The organism is Micropruina sonneratiae, from assembly GCF_025972045.1.
In the GTDB taxonomy this organism is placed as follows: domain Bacteria; phylum Actinomycetota; class Actinomycetes; order Propionibacteriales; family Propionibacteriaceae; genus Micropruina; species Micropruina sonneratiae.
Genome location: NZ_JAPDHX010000001.1, coordinates 123,404 through 139,683, shown reverse-complemented (window position 1 = coordinate 139,683; position 16,280 = coordinate 123,404). Strand labels below are relative to the sequence as shown.

At 72.3% G+C, this 16,280-nt stretch carries 17 protein-coding genes; 12 read left to right on the top strand and 5 right to left on the bottom strand.

Annotation, left to right across the window (positions count from 1 at the left end; translation table 11 throughout):
- Positions 1–2: 2 nt before the first annotated feature.
- Positions 3–809 (bottom strand): maleylpyruvate isomerase N-terminal domain-containing protein, encoded by an 807-nt coding sequence (locus OIE40_RS00675; RefSeq protein WP_264698833.1) that lies wholly within the window; start codon positions 807–809, stop codon positions 3–5.
- 10 nt (positions 810–819) lie between these two features.
- Positions 820–2,619 carry a glycoside hydrolase family 15 protein gene (locus OIE40_RS00670; protein ID WP_264698831.1) on the bottom strand — a complete coding sequence of 600 codons (1,800 nt, stop codon included), beginning with the start codon at positions 2,617–2,619 and terminating at the stop codon, positions 820–822.
- Positions 2,620–2,711: 92 nt separating this feature from the next.
- Here OIE40_RS00670 and OIE40_RS00665 point away from each other — a divergent pair, with 92 nt between their 5' ends.
- Positions 2,712–3,380: a response regulator gene (locus tag OIE40_RS00665; RefSeq protein ID WP_264698829.1), complete on the top strand. Its 669-nt coding sequence runs from the start codon at positions 2,712–2,714 to the stop codon at positions 3,378–3,380.
- 39 nt (positions 3,381–3,419) lie between these two features.
- Here OIE40_RS00665 and OIE40_RS00660 read toward each other — a convergent pair whose 3' ends face one another.
- The 3 genes from OIE40_RS00660 to OIE40_RS00650 form a co-directional block, all read right to left on the bottom strand.
- Positions 3,420–5,795, bottom strand: coding sequence for a sensor histidine kinase (locus OIE40_RS00660; protein ID WP_264698827.1), 2,376 nt, complete (start codon positions 5,793–5,795; stop codon positions 3,420–3,422).
- A 76-nt stretch (positions 5,796–5,871) separates the two neighbouring features.
- Positions 5,872–7,074 carry a sensor histidine kinase gene (locus OIE40_RS00655; RefSeq protein WP_264698826.1) on the bottom strand — a complete coding sequence of 401 codons (1,203 nt, stop codon included), beginning with the start codon at positions 7,072–7,074 and terminating at the stop codon, positions 5,872–5,874.
- 4 nt (positions 7,075–7,078) lie between these two features.
- Positions 7,079–7,219 (bottom strand): hypothetical protein, encoded by a 141-nt coding sequence (locus tag OIE40_RS00650; RefSeq protein WP_264698824.1) that lies wholly within the window; start codon positions 7,217–7,219, stop codon positions 7,079–7,081.
- Positions 7,220–7,391: 172 nt separating this feature from the next.
- Between OIE40_RS00650 and OIE40_RS00645 the strand changes: the two genes are divergently transcribed.
- The 11 genes from OIE40_RS00645 to OIE40_RS00595 all read left to right on the top strand — a co-directional run bounded on the left by OIE40_RS00645 (position 7,392) and on the right by OIE40_RS00595 (position 16,177).
- Positions 7,392–8,090 carry a response regulator gene (locus OIE40_RS00645; protein ID WP_264698822.1) on the top strand — a complete coding sequence of 233 codons (699 nt, stop codon included), beginning with the start codon at positions 7,392–7,394 and terminating at the stop codon, positions 8,088–8,090.
- Between the two features lie 226 nt (positions 8,091–8,316).
- Entirely contained in the window at positions 8,317–10,965 is a 2,649-nt protein-coding gene (gene lanKC, locus OIE40_RS00640; RefSeq protein ID WP_264698820.1) for a class III lanthionine synthetase LanKC, read from the top strand.
- A 167-nt stretch (positions 10,966–11,132) separates the two neighbouring features.
- Complete coding sequence (locus OIE40_RS00635) at positions 11,133–11,306, top strand: hypothetical protein (protein WP_264698819.1); 174 nt, start codon at positions 11,133–11,135, stop codon at positions 11,304–11,306.
- A 42-nt stretch (positions 11,307–11,348) separates the two neighbouring features.
- Positions 11,349–11,474, top strand: a complete 126-nt coding sequence (locus OIE40_RS00630; RefSeq protein WP_264698817.1) for a hypothetical protein — start codon at positions 11,349–11,351, stop codon at positions 11,472–11,474.
- Between the two features lie 81 nt (positions 11,475–11,555).
- Entirely contained in the window at positions 11,556–11,690 is a 135-nt protein-coding gene (locus OIE40_RS00625) for a hypothetical protein (protein WP_264698815.1), read from the top strand.
- A gap of 42 nt (positions 11,691–11,732) precedes the next feature.
- Entirely contained in the window at positions 11,733–11,861 is a 129-nt protein-coding gene (locus tag OIE40_RS00620; protein WP_264698813.1) for a hypothetical protein, read from the top strand.
- A 256-nt stretch (positions 11,862–12,117) separates the two neighbouring features.
- Entirely contained in the window at positions 12,118–12,900 is a 783-nt protein-coding gene (locus OIE40_RS00615; RefSeq protein WP_264698811.1) for an ABC transporter ATP-binding protein, read from the top strand.
- Between the two features lie 12 nt (positions 12,901–12,912).
- Positions 12,913–14,316 (top strand): ABC transporter permease family protein, encoded by a 1,404-nt coding sequence (locus OIE40_RS00610; RefSeq protein WP_264698809.1) that lies wholly within the window; start codon positions 12,913–12,915, stop codon positions 14,314–14,316.
- Between the two features lie 12 nt (positions 14,317–14,328).
- On the top strand, positions 14,329–15,723 hold the full coding sequence (locus OIE40_RS00605; RefSeq protein ID WP_264698807.1) for an FtsX-like permease family protein: 1,395 nt from the start codon (positions 14,329–14,331) through the stop codon (positions 15,721–15,723).
- 159 nt (positions 15,724–15,882) lie between these two features.
- Entirely contained in the window at positions 15,883–16,008 is a 126-nt protein-coding gene (locus OIE40_RS00600; RefSeq protein WP_264698805.1) for a hypothetical protein, read from the top strand.
- 31 nt (positions 16,009–16,039) lie between these two features.
- Positions 16,040–16,177, top strand: a complete 138-nt coding sequence (locus OIE40_RS00595) for a SapB/AmfS family lanthipeptide (RefSeq protein ID WP_264698803.1) — start codon at positions 16,040–16,042, stop codon at positions 16,175–16,177.
- Positions 16,178–16,280: the final 103 nt, after the last annotated feature.

Here is a 16,280-nt window from a genome sequence, read left to right as displayed (position 1 = left end):
GCCTACTGCACGCCCTTGGCGACGACCGCGCGGACGGCCTCCAGCGCGGCGGGGTCGCCGTCGGCCTCGGGTTCGGGACCGCGGCCCCACAGCCAGCGGTCGACCTCGTCGGCGGTGCCCGCGAAGCCGGCGTCCGGGGCGAGGTCGGTGAGGCGGAGGATGCCCGGCTCGTCATAGCTGGTGCCGGATTCGCCGACGCCGCGCCACCGCCCGGGTCGCACCAGCACGGTGCGGCTGCCGCCGCCGGGCGCCCCGTCGGAAAGGGTGAGCGCCACCACGGACTCGGCGGGCACGAACTCGAAGCCCGGCAGGGTGCCCCACCACGCGAACATCACGTCGATGGCGTGCAGGACGCCGTCGGCGGCCACCTCGGGATCGATCGGGGTGATCTCGACGCCCGCGGCGCCTTCGGCGTCCACCCGGTGCATGGTCGCCTCGTGCACCTGCATCCGGCGGGTGAACCCCACCGTCTGGTCGGCCGCGAACCACGACCAGGCCGGCTGCTCGTCGAGCCGCTTGTCGAGTTGCGCGACGAGCTCGACCGTGGCGGAGTCGAGCAGCGCGAGAGTGGCGTCGAGGTCGGTGGGCCGAGGGGGCTGGTTCTCCTCGACGGCCTCACAGTCGGCGTCGCTCAGCGCCCCCGAGGCGAGGATGCCGGCCCAGAACGCGTGCACCTCGGTCAGGTGCCACAGCAGGTCGGCGACCTTCCACTCGGGGCAGGTCGGCACGGGAGCAGACGGGTCGGCGGCGGCGAGCACGTCGGCGAAGCGTTCGGTCTCGGACAGGATGAGCGCTGAATGGTCGATCACGCTCCCGACCCTACGCGTCACCGCTGACATGAGGGCCGGCCAACGCATCGGCCGCCCGGACCAACGCCAGGTGGGACAGCGCCTGCGGCATGTTGCCGGCCTGCCGGTGGCCGTCGACGTCGTACTCCTCCGAGAGCAGCCCGACGTCGTTGGCCAGGTCGCAGACCCGGCGCATCAGTGCCAGGCCGTCGGCGTGCCGGCCGCTGGCGGCGTACTGGACGACCAGCCAGAACGAGCAGGCCAGGAACGGGTATTCGCCGCCGGCCAGGCCGTCGACCCCGCTCTCGGCGCGGTAGCGGTGCACCAGCCCGTCGTTCATCAGCTCCCGCTCGATCACCGCCACGGTGGCCAGCATCCGGGGGTCGTCGGCGGCGCAGAACCCGACGGTGGGCAGCACCAGCAGCGAGGCGTCCACCTCGTCGGTGCCGTAGTACTGGGTGAAGTGCCCGGCCGGCGACACGCCCTGCGCGTCGATCTCGGCCCTGAGCCGGTCACGGGCGGCCACCCAGTCCTGCTCGGGTCCGGCCAGTCCGAAATTCCGGATCGCCCTGACGCCACGGTCGAAGGCCGCCCAGAGCATCACCCGCGAGTGGGTGAAGAAGCGCGGCTCGCCGCGGATCTCCCAGATGCCGTTGTCGGGCTCGTCGAGCCGCTCCAGGGTGCGGCCCAGCAGCGCCCGCTCCAACGGCCACGAGGTGGACGACTCCGTCAGGCCGGCCAGCCGCGCCGCATGCAGCGCCACCAGTACCTCGCCGACCACGTCGGCCTGGTACTGGTCGGCGGCACCGTTGCCGATCCTGACCGGCGCCGAGCCGGCGTAGCCGGGCAGGTGGCTCAACGCGCGCTCGTGCAGATCGCGCTCGCCCGCCACCCCGTAGACGATCTGCATCTCGCTCGGATCGCCGGCGATCGCCCGCAGCAGCCACTGCCGCCAGTGTTCGACGGCTCGCAGGAAGCCGTGCTCGATCAGGGCCTGCAGGGTGAGCGCCGCGTCTCTCAGCCACACGAACCGGTAGTCCCAGTTGCGGACGCCGCCGAACTCCTCGGGCAGCGAGGTGGTCGGGGCGGCGATGATGCCGCCGGTGTCGCGATGGGTGAGGGCGCGCAGCACGAGCAGTGAACGCACCACGAGGTCGTGTTCGACCTCATGGGTGTCGATCCGGTCGGCCCACTCCTGCCACCAGCGCCGGGTCCGTTCCAGTGCGGTGTCGACGTCGAGCCGTCGCGGCAGCCGGTGATGCGACGGGTGCCAGGTCAGGGTCAGGTCGCGGGTCTCGCCGGCGGTCACTGTGAACCGTCCGGCGTGGGCGTGGTCGCGCGCCTCGAGGTGGGCGCCCCGGTAGACCAGGGCGTCCGGGCCGGCGATGGCCAGCAGGCCCGGTTCGGGTCCGGGCAGCTGGCGCACCCAGGGCACGGCGCGGGCGTAGTCGAACCGGAACCGCAGTTCCTGCTCGAACTCGACGGTCCCGGTCACACCCACCACCCGGCGGACCAGGTCGATCCGCCGCACCACGTCGACCCGGCGGCGGTCCACCGGCAGCACGTCGTGCACCTCCGTCACCCCGCCGGAGGTGGTCCACCGGGTGATCAGCAGGAACGTGCCGTCGTCGTAGCGGCGGGTGACCACGGCGTCCGGATCGGTGGGACGCAGTTGCCAGCGGCCATGCTCGGCGTCCCCCAGCACCGCGCCGAACACCGAGGCCGAGTCGTAGCGCGGCAGGCACAGCCAGTCGATCGATCCGTGCCGCGACACCAGGGCAGCGGTCCGGCAGTCGCTGAGCAGCGCGTAGTCCTCCAATGGCGTCGGCATGGGTCCAGTCTCCCCCGCCCGGGAAGCGGTTCGACGGCGCCGCCCCGAACCCGCGCGATCCGGCCGGTGCGGCCGGCCGCTACCCTGCGAGGGTGGCTCCCGCCCCGATCCGGCTGCTGGTCGTCGACGACGACCCGGCGGTGCGCGCCGCCTATCGGGCCATGTTCGAGCCGCATCCGGAGTTGACGCTGGTCGGCGAGCTCGCCGACGGGGCGGACGCCGTGGCCGGCTATGAACGGCTGCGACCGGACGTCGTGCTGATGGACCTGCATTTGCCCCGCATCTCCGGCGTCGAGGCGACCCGGGCGCTGTGCGGCCGCTGGCCGGACGCCGTCGTGGTGGTGATGACGACGTTCAGCAGCCGCGAACATGTGGTGGCAGCGTTGCGGGCGGGGGCGTCCGGCTACCTGGTGAAGGGGGTGGCCGTCGGGGGACTGGTGGTCGCCCTGCGGCAGGCCATCGCGGGTGAGATGCCGCTGTCGGCCGCGGTACGTCGCGAACTGGTCGCCTCCCTGGGCACCGGCCAGCCGGCCCGGGGCCACACCCTCACCGCGCGCGAGGTCGAACTGGTCGGCCGGCTCGCACACGGCCTCAGCAACGCCCAGATCGCCCGCCGGATGCACCTGTCCGAGGGGTCGGTGAAGCAGTACGTGGCCCGGATCGGCGACAAGCTCGGCGTCAGGGCGCGCACCCAGATCCTGATCCGGGCCATCCAGCTGGGCATCGTCGACCCGGACGCCCTGCCCCCGACCACCCGCTGAGCCCACCCGCTGAGCCCACCCGCCGAGCTGAGCGGGCAGCTACCCGCTGAGGGTTGCGGCGTCCTCGGCCCGCGGCCGCAGGTCGACCGTCGGGGTGAGCGGCAACTGGGCTCGCACCCGCCACTGTCCGTCGTCCGGCCCGGCGGTGAAGGCGCCGCCGGTGATCCTGGCCCGCTCGTCCAGGCCGACCAGCCCGAGTCCCGTGGAATGCTCCGAGGGCCGCGGCACGGCAGGCAGCGGGTTCGTGATCGACAACCACACCTCGCCCCGCCGGACGCCGATCGTCACGTCGCAGGCCGATCCCGGCGGCGCGTAGCGCAGGATGTTGGTGGTCGCTTCCCTCACGATGCGGGTCAGCGTCCGCCGGGTGGTCGGATCCGTGCCGTCGATCGCCGGATCGACCTGGGACCGTACCCGGTGCCCCGCCTCGGTCAACGTCGCCGCGGCGGCGTCCACGGTCCCGCTCGGCGTCAGCCAGCCGGCGTCCACGACGGACGCCTGCGGGGCCGGGGTGCGCATCACGTGCAGCAGCAGCGCCAGGTCGGCCTGCGCCGATCGGGTGATGGTCGCCACCCGGTTCAGGGCGGTCCGCAGCACCACCGGATCGGTCTGGCCCCTGCTGGCCCCCGCCTGCATGGTGATCAGGGACAGCTGATGGGCGACGATGTCGTGCAGCTCACCGGCGAGTTCGCGACGCACCTCGTCCCGCGCCGTGTCGTGGCTGCTGGTGGCCGATAGCAGCAGCCGGCGCTGCGTCGTCCGGAGCCGGTGCAGATGCTGGGCTGCGAGTCCGACGAACACGCCCACCACGGGGTAGAACAGCCCGGCCGAGACGAAGCCGACGTTGGGGGCGTGGAACCACAGCACGCTGTAGCCGGCCCAGGCGGCGGTGACGACCCAGGCCCAGCGGGAGTCCCGCAGCACGGCCAGGACGGTCAGCGTGACGATCGCGAACTGGTTGGGCCGGCCCACCTCGACGCTGGGTTCCAGCAGCCACAGGCTGAGCGCCAGCACCAGCAGCTGGGCGAGCACGGCGGGCCACAACCGGCGCAGCCGCAGGGTCGCCGCGACGCCCGCCAAGGCCAGCCCCCACAGCGCCCACAGTGCCCAGGCGGATACCGCCGCGCCGGACGCCCGGCTCAGCACGGCGCCGGCCAGCGCAGCGGCAGCCAGCACGGCGACCGTCACCGCCGACACCACCCGAGGCCCGTCCACCCGAGCCCACAGCCGGTGCGACCAGCCACCGGTCTCGGCGGGGGCCGGACGCCCGGCGTCCGCTTCGTCGGCGAGCACGGGCATAGCGGCCCGCAGCCAGGCACCCCCTGCCCCGGTACTGAACTCGACCGACCCACCCGCCGCCTCGACGCGATCCCGGGCGGCCCGCAGCGAGCCGCCGGACGCCGCCACCGCCCGTGCGGAAGTGGCGTCCAGTTCCACCTCGATCCGGACGCCCGCCGCTCGCACCACGAGGGTGCAGCCGGTGCCCGGCGCCGCTTCCCGCAGGAGCACGGCGGCTCCCTCACGCAGCACCTCGGCGAGCAGTTGCTGACCGAAATCGCCGGCACCGTCCAGGTTGTCCGGCAGGTCGAGTTCGACCGGGTGGCCGTGCGCCACCAGCAGGTCCTCGACCTCCTCGGCCACGCCGATCAGGGCCGCCGCGGCACCGGCGCTCTCGCCCTGCGCCGGCTCGCGTCCGCGCAGCGTGGAGACCAGGCCACGCAACTGGCCCAGCGTCGCCACCGCGCCGGCCTCAGCGCCGGCCAGTGCCCGGGTCAGCACGTCCGGGTCGTCCGCGGCGCGGGCGGCGGCCAGATCACGGCGGTTCCGCGCCAGGCCGGCGGTGAGCAGCGTGGACAACTCGTCGGCCAGCGCCATCCGTTCAGCCGCCCGCAGCGCCACCGTCTGCTCCCGCAGCTGGGCGATCCGGCGGTCGACTCTGCTCGCATGGGCCAGCAGTGCCCGGACGGCGAAGCCGGCTGCCGCGGCCAGCGCCACCAGCACCAGGTAACCCAACGCGCGGTGCCGGTCGGCGGGGATCGCCGCCCAGGCGACGCAGTAGCCCAGTGCGAGGGTCAGGGTGATCACCGTCAGCCGGGACGCCGCCCGCGCGCACACCACCACCACGCTGACCACCAGCGGCAGCAGATCCTGGCCGAAGCCGCTCACCAGCAGGGTCGAGCCGACCGGCAGCACCGCCAGCGCCACTCCCGGACCGGGCCGGAACAGCACCAGGATCGCGGCGGCCGCCGACAGCACGGAAAGCCCGTGATAGAGCCACCCCGGGTCGGGCGCCGGACGCAGCAGGGTGTCCAGGAGTTCACAGCACACGAAGACGATCACCAGCGCACGCAGAACCCGCAGCGGGCGGGGCGCCGTGGCCCGATCCGCGGCGGCGGCGGTGCTGCCAGCAGTCATGGGGAATCGTGTCCTGGGGGGTGGTGCGGCCACTGTAACCCGGCCCGGGCGCAGGGTCGCCACGACGTCCCGGTGGTCAGTCATGGGGCAGCGAGGCGGTAAGCACCCACTCCGGCCCGATCGGTCCGGCCGACAGCGTGCCGCCGGTGAGGGCGACCCGCTCGCGCACCCCCCGCAGCCCCCAGCCGAGCGTCGGGGGCGTGCCGGCCTGCCCGGGAGCCAGCGCGTTGCGGGCCTGGAAACCGACCTGGTGGTCGTTGAGCTGGATCTCGATGCTGCACCGGGCACCAGCCGGCGCGTGCGCCCGTTGGTTCGCGACCGCCTCGGCCACCAGCCGGGCCAGGGTGCGCTGCACGGTCAGCTCCAGGCTGTCGGCGGCGGCCGGCACCTGCACCTGCGGCTCGAAACCGGCCCGGACCAACGCCAGTTGCCCCTCGGCCACGGCCTGGGTGGGCGGCACCTGCCGGGACAGCTCCCGCAGTTCCATGCCGGACGCCGCGGTGGCCGGATCGCTGCGCAACACCCGGGCCAGCAGCCGCAGCTCGGTCAGTGCCGCCGTGTTGGACGCCTGGACGGTGCCCAGCACCCGGCGCAGGACCACCGGGTCGGTCTCGTCGGCGACGCCCAGCAGGTGCAGCGACGCCGTCGACAGATGGTGGACGACGACGTCGTGCAGGTCTGCGGCGAGGTCGCGCCGCTCATCGGCGCGAATCCGGGCGTCCTCGACGGCCTGCGCCAGATCGGCGCGCGCGGCACGTTCGCGGCGTTCCCGGACGGTGTGGCCGGCCCAGCCGGCGAGCAGGCCCAGCGTGACCGCCCCGCCCAGGGTGAGCAGCAGCGCCGCACGTTGATCGCCGGTGTACAGCCCGGCCCGCAGTGCGACATAGCCGACCGCCCCGGCACTGGCCAGCAGGGCCGGACGTCGCGACAACTGCGCGATCGCCAGCGCCGGGACGGCGGCCAGCAGCACCGCATCCAGGCTGCTGGAGGTCCAGAACAGCGCGGTGCCCAGCGGTGCCACGGCGAGCGTCAGGCCGAGCCCGGGGCGCCACAGGGCGACGATGATCGCCAGATAGCCCACCACGTCCATGGTGGTGATCAGGCTCTGGTCCGGCAGCGGCACCGGCGCCACCACGGCGAGCCGGAGCACGTCCAGCAGCAGGAAGACGAGAACTGCCGCGGCGACCAGCCGCACCTGGTCGACCGTGGCGAGGTTGCGCACCCGACGGGTCAGCATCAGCGAGGCCGCGTCGTGCGCACCGATGGCGCCGCCGCTCATCGGCTCACGACCAGTCGCAGAACCACGGCATGATCCGGCACAGGATCGAGGACCGTCCGGGATTGTCCTCGGCCGCAGCGGACGGGACGCCGGCGCCGAGGCCGAGCAGCGGGATGATCACGATCAACAGGAGCAGGGACTTCATGGCGATGCCTTTCGACGGCTTGGTTCGGGTCGCGCACTGGGGGTGGCAGGAAGGATTCTGGCCGGGCCGGCGATCACGGCACCATTCACCTTCGGCCAGTGCGGACGCCGCCGGCACAGGCTGGCCGGAAGTGAACTGGCCGAAAGTGCGCGGCACGATCTTGGATGGCCCCATGACCACCACCCCCCAGGAGATCACCCGCCTGCTGGTCGTCGACGACGACGCCCTGGTACGCGAGGCGTACCGGGTCTTCTTCGGCCGCGCCCCCGACCTCGAACTTGTCGGTGAGGCCCGCAACGGCACCGAGGCGATCGAGGCCTATGCCACGCTGCGGCCCGACCTGGTGCTGATGGACCTGCAGATGCCGGGCTGTTCGGGCATCGAGGCGACGACCCGGATCTGTTCGCGGTGGAGCGACGCCTGCGTGGTGGCACTGACCACCTTCGGCACCCGCGAGTACATCGTGGCCGCGCTGCGCGCCGGGGCGTCCGGCTATCTGCTGAAGGACACCGGCGCGCAGAACCTGATCGCGGGCATCCGGCAGGCGGTGCGCGGTGACATGCCGATGTCGTCGTCGGTGCGCCGGCAACTGGTCGACTCGGTCAAGTCGGACACCGCGATCGCTCCCGAACCGGTCGACATCGGGCTCACTCCGCGCGAGACCGAACTGCTGGGCTGGCTCGCCCAGGGCCTGACCAACCACCAGATCGGTCGGGAGATGTTCGTCTCCGAGGGCTCGGTGAAGCAGTACCTGACGCACATCGGCGACAAGATGGGGGTCAAGTCGCGCACCCAGATCCTGGTCCGGTCGATCCAGCTGCACATCGTCGACCCGCACGTGCTGCCGCGCAGCACCGCCGTCGGCGGCTGATCCGCCCCGCACTCCCGGCCGCGCCGTCCTTTGACGGTGCGGCCCCGCGCTCTGCCCGGACACCCCGGGCACCGGTCGGGGCGGCGGTCTCGGTGCCGGCTGCTGAGCCCTGGCCGATCGGCCAGCGCGTGCTGACCAACGGCCACAACGGGGCGGAACGCGTTGTGCCGGACGGCGCCGGTGGCGTCCGATGGAGACCCCACCCGCCCCGAACCGGAGGTCGACGATGGCAGTCCGTCCCGAATACATCCTGTCCTGCACCGAGGACTCCCCCTACTACGGCTCGATGCGGTCGATGGCGCAGCTGCTGCAGCGCCTCGGCGGGGAGGCCCCGCAGACGGTTCCGCTGCCCGACGGCTGGCTGATCCGGCGCTGGGGCGGCTGGGAGGGCTGGACGCCGCGCGAATGGACGCCGCGGGTGCAGGGCTGGAAGATCCACGTCAGCACGGTGCCGGCCGAGGCGTCCGAAACCCTGGCGCTGACCACCCGGATCTGCGTCGCGCATCAGGTCGCGTTCAAGTTCCTGCCCGATCCGAGCAGCCTGCAGGACACCAACGGCAAACAGCACGACCGCGGCGGGTCGGGCAAGTTCATCACGATCTACCCGGCCGACGACGATCAGCTGGCGGTGCTGCTCGACGAACTCGAGGTCGCGCTGGCCGGGCGGCACGGGCCCTACATTCTGAGCGATCTGCGCTACGGCGAGGCGCCGGTCTTCGTGCGCTACGGCGGCATCATGTCGTTCAGCTACCCCGACGCCCTCGACCGGCAGGTGAACGCCGTCACCGGCCCCGGACTGAACCTGGTCAAGGACGAGCGGCGGCCACGGTTCATCATTCCCGAGGGCGTCGAGCTGCCGGCCTGCCTGGATGTAGCCCATCGGCGCTCGCGGACCTCGTCGCCGTCGCGGCTGCAGGAGTTCAAGGCCGTCTCGCCGCTGCACTTCTCCAACGCCGGGGGCGTCTACAAGGCCACCCTGCCCGACGGCACCGTGCACGTCCTGCGCGAGGCCCGCAGCCACACCGGGCTGGACGCCCGCGGCCGCGACGCCGTCACCCGGCAGCGGGAGGAGCAGGTGGTGCTGGGTGACCTGGCGGGGCTGGCCGGCGTCCAGCAACTGCTCGGATCGTTCTGGGCCTGGGAGCACCGCTACCTCGAACTGGAGTACGCGCCGGGTCGCTCGCTGACGTCGTGGGTGGTGCAGAACGCCCCGTTCGACGCCGCCGCCGAACCAGGCCAGGCGCAGCGCTACGCCGAGCGCATGGTGCACATCGGCGAGCAGTTGATCACGATCATCGACGACATCCACGCCCGCGGCTGGGCGGTCGGCGACCTGCACCCGGGCAACGTGCTGATCGATGACGACGACCGCGTCACCGTCATCGACTTCGAGGACGCCACCCGGGTCGATTCGCCGCGGGCCATCGGGCTGCGGGTGTTCGAGTTCTGCGGCCCCGAGCAGTTGGACGCCGTCCAGTCCGACTGGTACGCCATCTCGCGCAGCCTGATGCTCAGCTACGTGCCCGACTGGGAGATCGAGGTGATCGCCCCCGGCTTCTGGGACGCCGCCCTGCAGCGGGTGGAACGCGACTTCGGGCAGGCCTCCGCCGACCAGCTGCGCCGGGTGCTCGCCCGCTTCCCGGCGGTGCCCAGCCACCTGCTGACCCCGCAGGTCACCGTCGAGCCGTGGCCGGGCGGCCTGCCCCCGGACGAGGTGATCGCCGCCCTGGACGCCGGCATCGAATGGTCGCGCCGATACTCGCCCGGCGGCGGCTTCCCGGGCGACCCCGCCCAGGAGGGGGACGTCACCGAGAGCCTGGGCTTCGGCCGCGCCGGAGTGGTGTTCGCACGCAGCCGGATCGGGCGGGCCAACGATGCCGCAGATCTGGACGCCCTGGCCGCCGCCGGCAGCGGGCCGGTGACCGACCCGGGGCTGTACACCGGACGGGCCGGCATCGCCCTGGCGCTGGCCCTGGCCGGTAGGCACGAGCAGGCCGTGCAGGCGGCCTGGAGTGCGCTGGAGGAATCACTGGGCCGGCGCCGGCTCGACCTGTTCGGTGGCCGGGCGGGCGTCCTGCTGGCCGCGCTGCAGGTGGCGGCTGCTGCGGGGGACGCCGACCTGACCCGCGCCGCGCTCGAGGCGAACGAGCGGCTGCAGCGCTCGGTGCGGCCCGACACCGGGCCGTGGGACGACCTGACCCACCGGCGCGGCCTGCACTTCGGCCTGACCGGACTGGCGCTCACCGATCTCGCGGCCGAGTTGGCCGGCGGCGACCAGGCGCCGGCGCAGCGGGCCGTCCAGCGGCTGCGCGCCGACCTGGACGCCTGCCTGACCACCTCGACCGGTGAACTGATGGTGCGCGACACCGACAACAACCGGGCACTGCCCTACCTGGAATGGGGCTCGGCGGGCATCTGGGCGGTCGCGCTGGCCGCGGAACGGCTGACCGGCCGGGCGCTGCTCAGCGACATCGAACACCGGGCGCTGGTGAAGACCTGCTCCTCCGACCTCTACATCTACGGCACCCTCGACCACGGCCGGGCGGGGATCATGGCCGCGCTGGCGGCGTCCGGACCGGGGCAGGCGGCCGAGGTGGATCGGCAGCGCGACCTGCTGCTGTGCAATCTGCTGACCCGCGACGGCATGCTGTTCACTGTCGGCGACGGCATGATCCGGCTCAGCTCGGACCTGTCCACCGGCGCGGCCGGGATCGCTGTGGCGTTGCACGCGGCCGGTTCGGGGAGGGTCTTCGACTGGCTGCCCCTTGGTGACGAGGCGGCCGCACGTCTTGGCGCGCTGCCACTGCCCCAGCCCGGTGAACTGCCCGTTCCATCGCTTGCCGACGCCGCGACAGCCATTCCGGTGCCGGCCTGATTCCCGATCGACCAGTCGACCATAACGAACGGGTAGCCGGGCCTGACATTCCTTGCCCACGCTATATTTCCCCGCTTGAATGGAACTCAGGAAAACACCCAAGGCTGAGCCGGAAATCGCCGGCGAACGCCACCACTGCGGCAGAAAGGGGGGAACCGTTCATGGAAATGGAATCGTCAAAGAATCCGGCCGGCCGGACGCCGTCGGTGGTGACCGGCGCCGCGCGCGTGCTGTGTTTGCAGGGCATCGAGTTGGCGGTCGACACCCCCGCCGCCGAACATCGCTCGGGCAACAGTGTCTACACCTGCCTCGCCCGCAGCGCCTTCAGCATGGGTTGCTGACCCGGTAACCCGCACCGACCATCACGAAAGGAGGTGAGCACCATGAGCGACGCCCTCGGCCTGCAGTACGAACTGCCGGAGGTTCCGGAGGAGGAGAAGGCCTCGAAGATCAGCATCGTGGCCTGCACGAGCAGCCACGCCAGCTACTTCCTCTGCTACCAGAAGTGACGACGGCCCCCGCACCGGCGTCACGCCGGCCGGGCCGCCACCGCACCCCAGTCCCAGCCACTCTGCAAGGAGGTGACCACCATGGCTGACATCCTCGAACTCCAGGGCAACGATCCGGAGCCCACCCCCGGCGAGGAGAAGGCGTCGCGGATCAGCATCCGCAACTTCTTCTGCAACAACTCCTTCGTCTCCGCCTCGCTCTGCTTCGCCAAGTGAGCGGCAGCGACCACTGACCAGTCCCGAAAGGAGGTGAACACGATGGCCGAGATCCTGAACCTGCAGGACGAGCAGACCCCCGAGGTCCCCGGCGATGAGAAGGCTTCCAACAACAGCTACTTCATCTGCCACAACTCCCACACCAGCAACTTCCTGTGCTGGCGTCCGTGAACCCACGGCACCGGCGATCGCTGCGCCTGGCCGGCGCCTATCCGACCAGTCCGTCGATCACGAACCAGGGCCGCCGTCCCCACCCGGGGCGGCGGCCCTGCCGTGCGTCCGGAGCCCGGAGCCGGCCGGGTGCGACCGGGTTAACTTCCGGGCAGAACCACCGGCGCGAGGCAGACAGGGCCTGGCCGGGCTGCTGCACTGGACCCGTTCCCCACCCCCAGGGGCCACCCCCTCAGCACCACCGAAGGACGTTCCCATGGTGAGTCAGATCCGCGAAAGTGCCGACCCCGCCACCGCCCCCACCGACTGGGCGATCGCCGCCCAGGAGCTGCGCAAGTCCTACCGCGCCGGCCAGCGCGAGGTCGAGATCCTGCACGGCGTCAGCCTCGGCGTCCGGGCCGGCGAACTCGTCGCCGTGATGGGGCCGTCCGGCTCGGGCAAGTCGACGCTGATGTACTGCCTGGCCGGGTTGGAGGCGCCGACCAGCGGCAGGGTGCTGCTGGCCGGGCAGCAGCTCGAGCGGCTGTCCCGGGCCGACCTGGCCCGGATGCGGCGCAGCCAGGTCGGCTTCGTGTTCCAGTCCTACAACCTCATCCCCACGCTGACCGCGGCCGAGAACGTCGCCCTGCCGCATCTGCTCGCCGGCAACCGGCCGCCCGCCGAGTTGATCGCCCAGACGCTGGAAACCGTCGGCCTGGCCGACCGTGCCGACGCCAGGCCGCCGTCGCTGTCCGGCGGCGAGCAGCAGCGGGTCGCGCTGGCCCGGGTGCTGGCCCAGCAGCCGGCCGTGCTGTTCGCCGACGAGCCGACGGGCGCGCTGGACACCCGCACCGGCGAACTGGTGCTGGCCGAACTGGCCCGGATCGCGCACAGTCCCGGACGCTGCGCGCTGGTCGTCACCCACGATCCGAAGGTCGCTGCCGCCTGCGACCGGATCCTGTTCCTCCGCGACGGTTCGCTCGTGCAGGAACTCCGCGGCGCCTCGGTCGAGGTGGTGGCGTCCACCCTGGCCGGGCTGGGCGCACCGCGGGAGGCCTGAACCGTGCGCCGGGTGTATCTCGCCGAACTACGGGACGCCTGGCCGGCCTGGCTGGGCGTCAGCCTGTCGTTCATCGTGGTGAACGCCGCGGTGGTGCTCACCGTGGTGATCGGCTGGACGGGCCTGGCGGCCGTCGCCGACGGCCGGATGACCCTGGAATCGTCGGCGAGCTGGACGATCGGCCAGGCGCTGGTACTGGCCTGCATCCTGCTGGTGGCCGTGCCCGTGGTAGGCTCGGCGACCTCGCTGGTGGTCGGGTCGCGTCGTGGCTCGCTGGCCAGGCTGGCCCTCGCCGGCGCCACCCCGGCCCAGGTCCGGCGGGCGGTCGCGGTCCAACTCGCCGCCGTCTCGCTGGTCAGTGCGCCGCTGGGCGACCTGCTCGCGGTACTCGCGATGCGGCCCTGGCTGGCCCTGATGGACTACCAGGCCCGCGACGAGCCGACCTGGGTGAGCCTTGAACCCGACTATTCCGTGCTGCCCTTCCTGGTCACCAACCTGGGCTGCGCGGCGCTGGTGGTCTGGGCCGGACGCCGGCAGGCCCGGCTGGCCGGCGCCGTTCCACCGGTCGAGGCGCTGCGCCAGTCGCAGGCGCCGGACCCGCGGCAGGGGCTCGGCCCCGCCGGCTGGGCGTTGTGCCTGCTCAGCGGCGCGGCGGTGATCGCCTCGATCGCCTCGGTGCCGATTCAGCTGGAGCATCGCTACAAGGAGACGGTCAGCAACCTGATGATCGTCGGCTTCCTGCAGGTGTTCCTGTGGGGTGCGTTGCTCGCGGCGCTGGCGCCGGTGCTGGTCGGCCCGCTGACCCGGCTGTGGACGCGGCTGGTGCCGTGGGCCTCACCGGCCTGGGTGATCGCCCGGGCCACGGTGAGCGCCCGGATCGACCGGCTCTACAAGTCCGTGGTGCCGGTGATGTTCACCTTCGCGATCGGCGTCGGCTCGATGAGCGTCGTCGACTCGCTGATCAGCACAATCGCGGTCTCGATGGGCAGCCTGCAGCTCAGCCTGCCCATGTGGGACACCTTCGTGCTGCAGTTCGGGCTGCCGCTGCTGATCGCCTTCGCCGGCGGCGTCGGCTCGCTGCTGATGATGGGCCGGCAGCGGGACGCCGAACTGGCCCTCGCCGGGGTGGCCGGCGCCAGCCCGGGCCAGCGGGTCGCGATTCCCGCACTGGAGGCGCTGATCATCACCGTGACCGCGGTGCTGCTGTCGCTGCTGGTGATCGTTCCCAGCCTGGCCTTCCAGGCCTACTCGCTCGGCGCCGCCGGGCTGACCTGGACGCCGACGCTGTCCGCGCCGCTGATCGTCGGCACGTTCATCGGTGGCGGCCTGGCCACCGCGGCAGCCACTGTGCTGCCCACCCTGCCCGCCCAGCGGCTGCCCGAACCCCGGGTGATCGCGCAACTCGTCGCGGAGTGAATCATGCGGAAGGTGATCGCAGCCGAACTGCGCGGCTCGTGGACGGCCTGGCTCGGAGTGTCGCTCGGGTTCGTGATGACCGGCTTCGGGCTGACCCTGGCGGCCCTCGTCGTCCAATCCGCCCTCGCCGCGAGGGAGCTGATCCCGGCGATGGAAGCCGACGCCTACGCGATCATCGGCGGCAGCAACCTGGTGCTGTGCCTGGTGGTGGGCCTGTCGGTGGTGGGCGCGTCGACCGCGCTGGTCCTGGACAGTCGCCGCGGGGCGCTGGCCCGGCTGGCGTTGGCCGGCGCCACCCCGGCCGGCCTGGTCGGGTCGCTGCTCAGCCAGCTCGCAGTGGTGGCGGTGGCGTCCGCTGTACTCGCCGACCTGCTGGCCGTGGCTGCGCTGCGTCCCGCCCTGGACTACCTGCAACACGAGCGCGGAGCCGAAGGCGCCGGGGTCCTGGTGCCGACGGTGGTCGAACCCGGCACCCTGCTGGCGATCAATCTGGTCTGGCTGCTGGTCGTCCTGCTCGGCGGCCTGCGGCAGGCCCGCCGGGCCAGTCGCATTCCCCCCGTCGAGGCCTTGCGTGCCGCACAGGACGGCACCGAGCAACGGCACCGTGACCTGGGCCGCTGGGTCCGGGCGGCGCTCGCCGCGCTGATCGTCGCGGGCATGTTCGCGGTGGTGCCCGCGCTGGCGGCCAACCGCTCGTCGGAGACGTTCACCCAGATCATGCAGCTGAACCTGTTCGGCCTGGTCGTCGTCGGCTGGCTGTTCGCCGAGCTGATGCCGGCCGTCGTCCGCCCGCTCACCGCGGCCTGGACGCGCCTGATCCCGGCCGGACCGGCCTGGTGGGTCGCCCGCGCCACGGTGCTCGCCAGGGCCGGACGCCTCGCCCGCTCGGTGACCCCGGTGATGTTCACGATCGGCCTGGCCTTCGGGGTGATCGGGCTGCCCGCCACCTACAACGCGATCTTCGCCGCCAGCGGCGTCGACGTCCGGCTCGAGCACGTCGGTGCCGAGACCTTTCTGGTCAACCTCGGCCTGCCGCTGGCGATCGCCCTGTGCGGCAGCGTGGGCTCGCTGGTGATGATGACCCGGCAGCGCTGCGCCGACCTCGCCCTGCTCGGCATCGTGGGGGCCACCCTGCGGCAACGTCTGGGCACCGCCGCACTCGAGGCGCTGATCATCACCGGGACGGCGGCGCTGCTGGGCCTGACCATGGTCGGCGTCTGCCTGGCACACCTGGCCTACGCCACCCCCGCCGCGGGCTTCGGCTTCGCCCTCGATGTGCCCGCCGGGCCGTTCCTGGTCGCGCTGGCGGTGGCCGCCGCGATCACGGCCGCCACCACAGTGCTGCCCACACTGCCCACGTCCCGCCTGCCCGAACCCCGCGTGGTGGCCGGCCTCGTCGCCGAATGAGCCTGCGCCGATCGGCCAGCCCGCGCTAACCAACGGATAGACCCGGCACACCATCATTGCCGCCGGCCGCATTTCCGGATTGACTCCTCAGTGTCACCGAATTACTCGAATCTCCCCCACAGCGGACGGAGAAATGACACGGAAGGAATGGTGCGGAAAATGGCAGAGATCCTCAATCTGCAGGACCGTGACAATGACGCTCCCGACGAGGAGAAGGCGTCGAATGTGTCGTATGTCGCCTGCAACAACTCCTACACCAGCCAAGCCTGGTGCTGGCGCTGGTGACGAAACCCTCACCCGAACGCCGGGAGTCACGATGACGCAGGTACTGAAGTTGCAGGACGCCGAACTGCCGTTGGCGGTGGCCGAGGCCAAGGCGTCCATGCTGAGCGTTATGCAGTGCCCACACAGCGCCGTCAGCATCGCGCTGTGTGAGGCGCTGCGGCGCCCCTGAGCCAGGAACTCCTCCGAACACACCGAGGGAGTCGTGCCGATCGGCGCCTATCCGATCGGAACGACTCCCTGGGTCGAAGGCCGGGCCCGCCGACGGCGTGCCG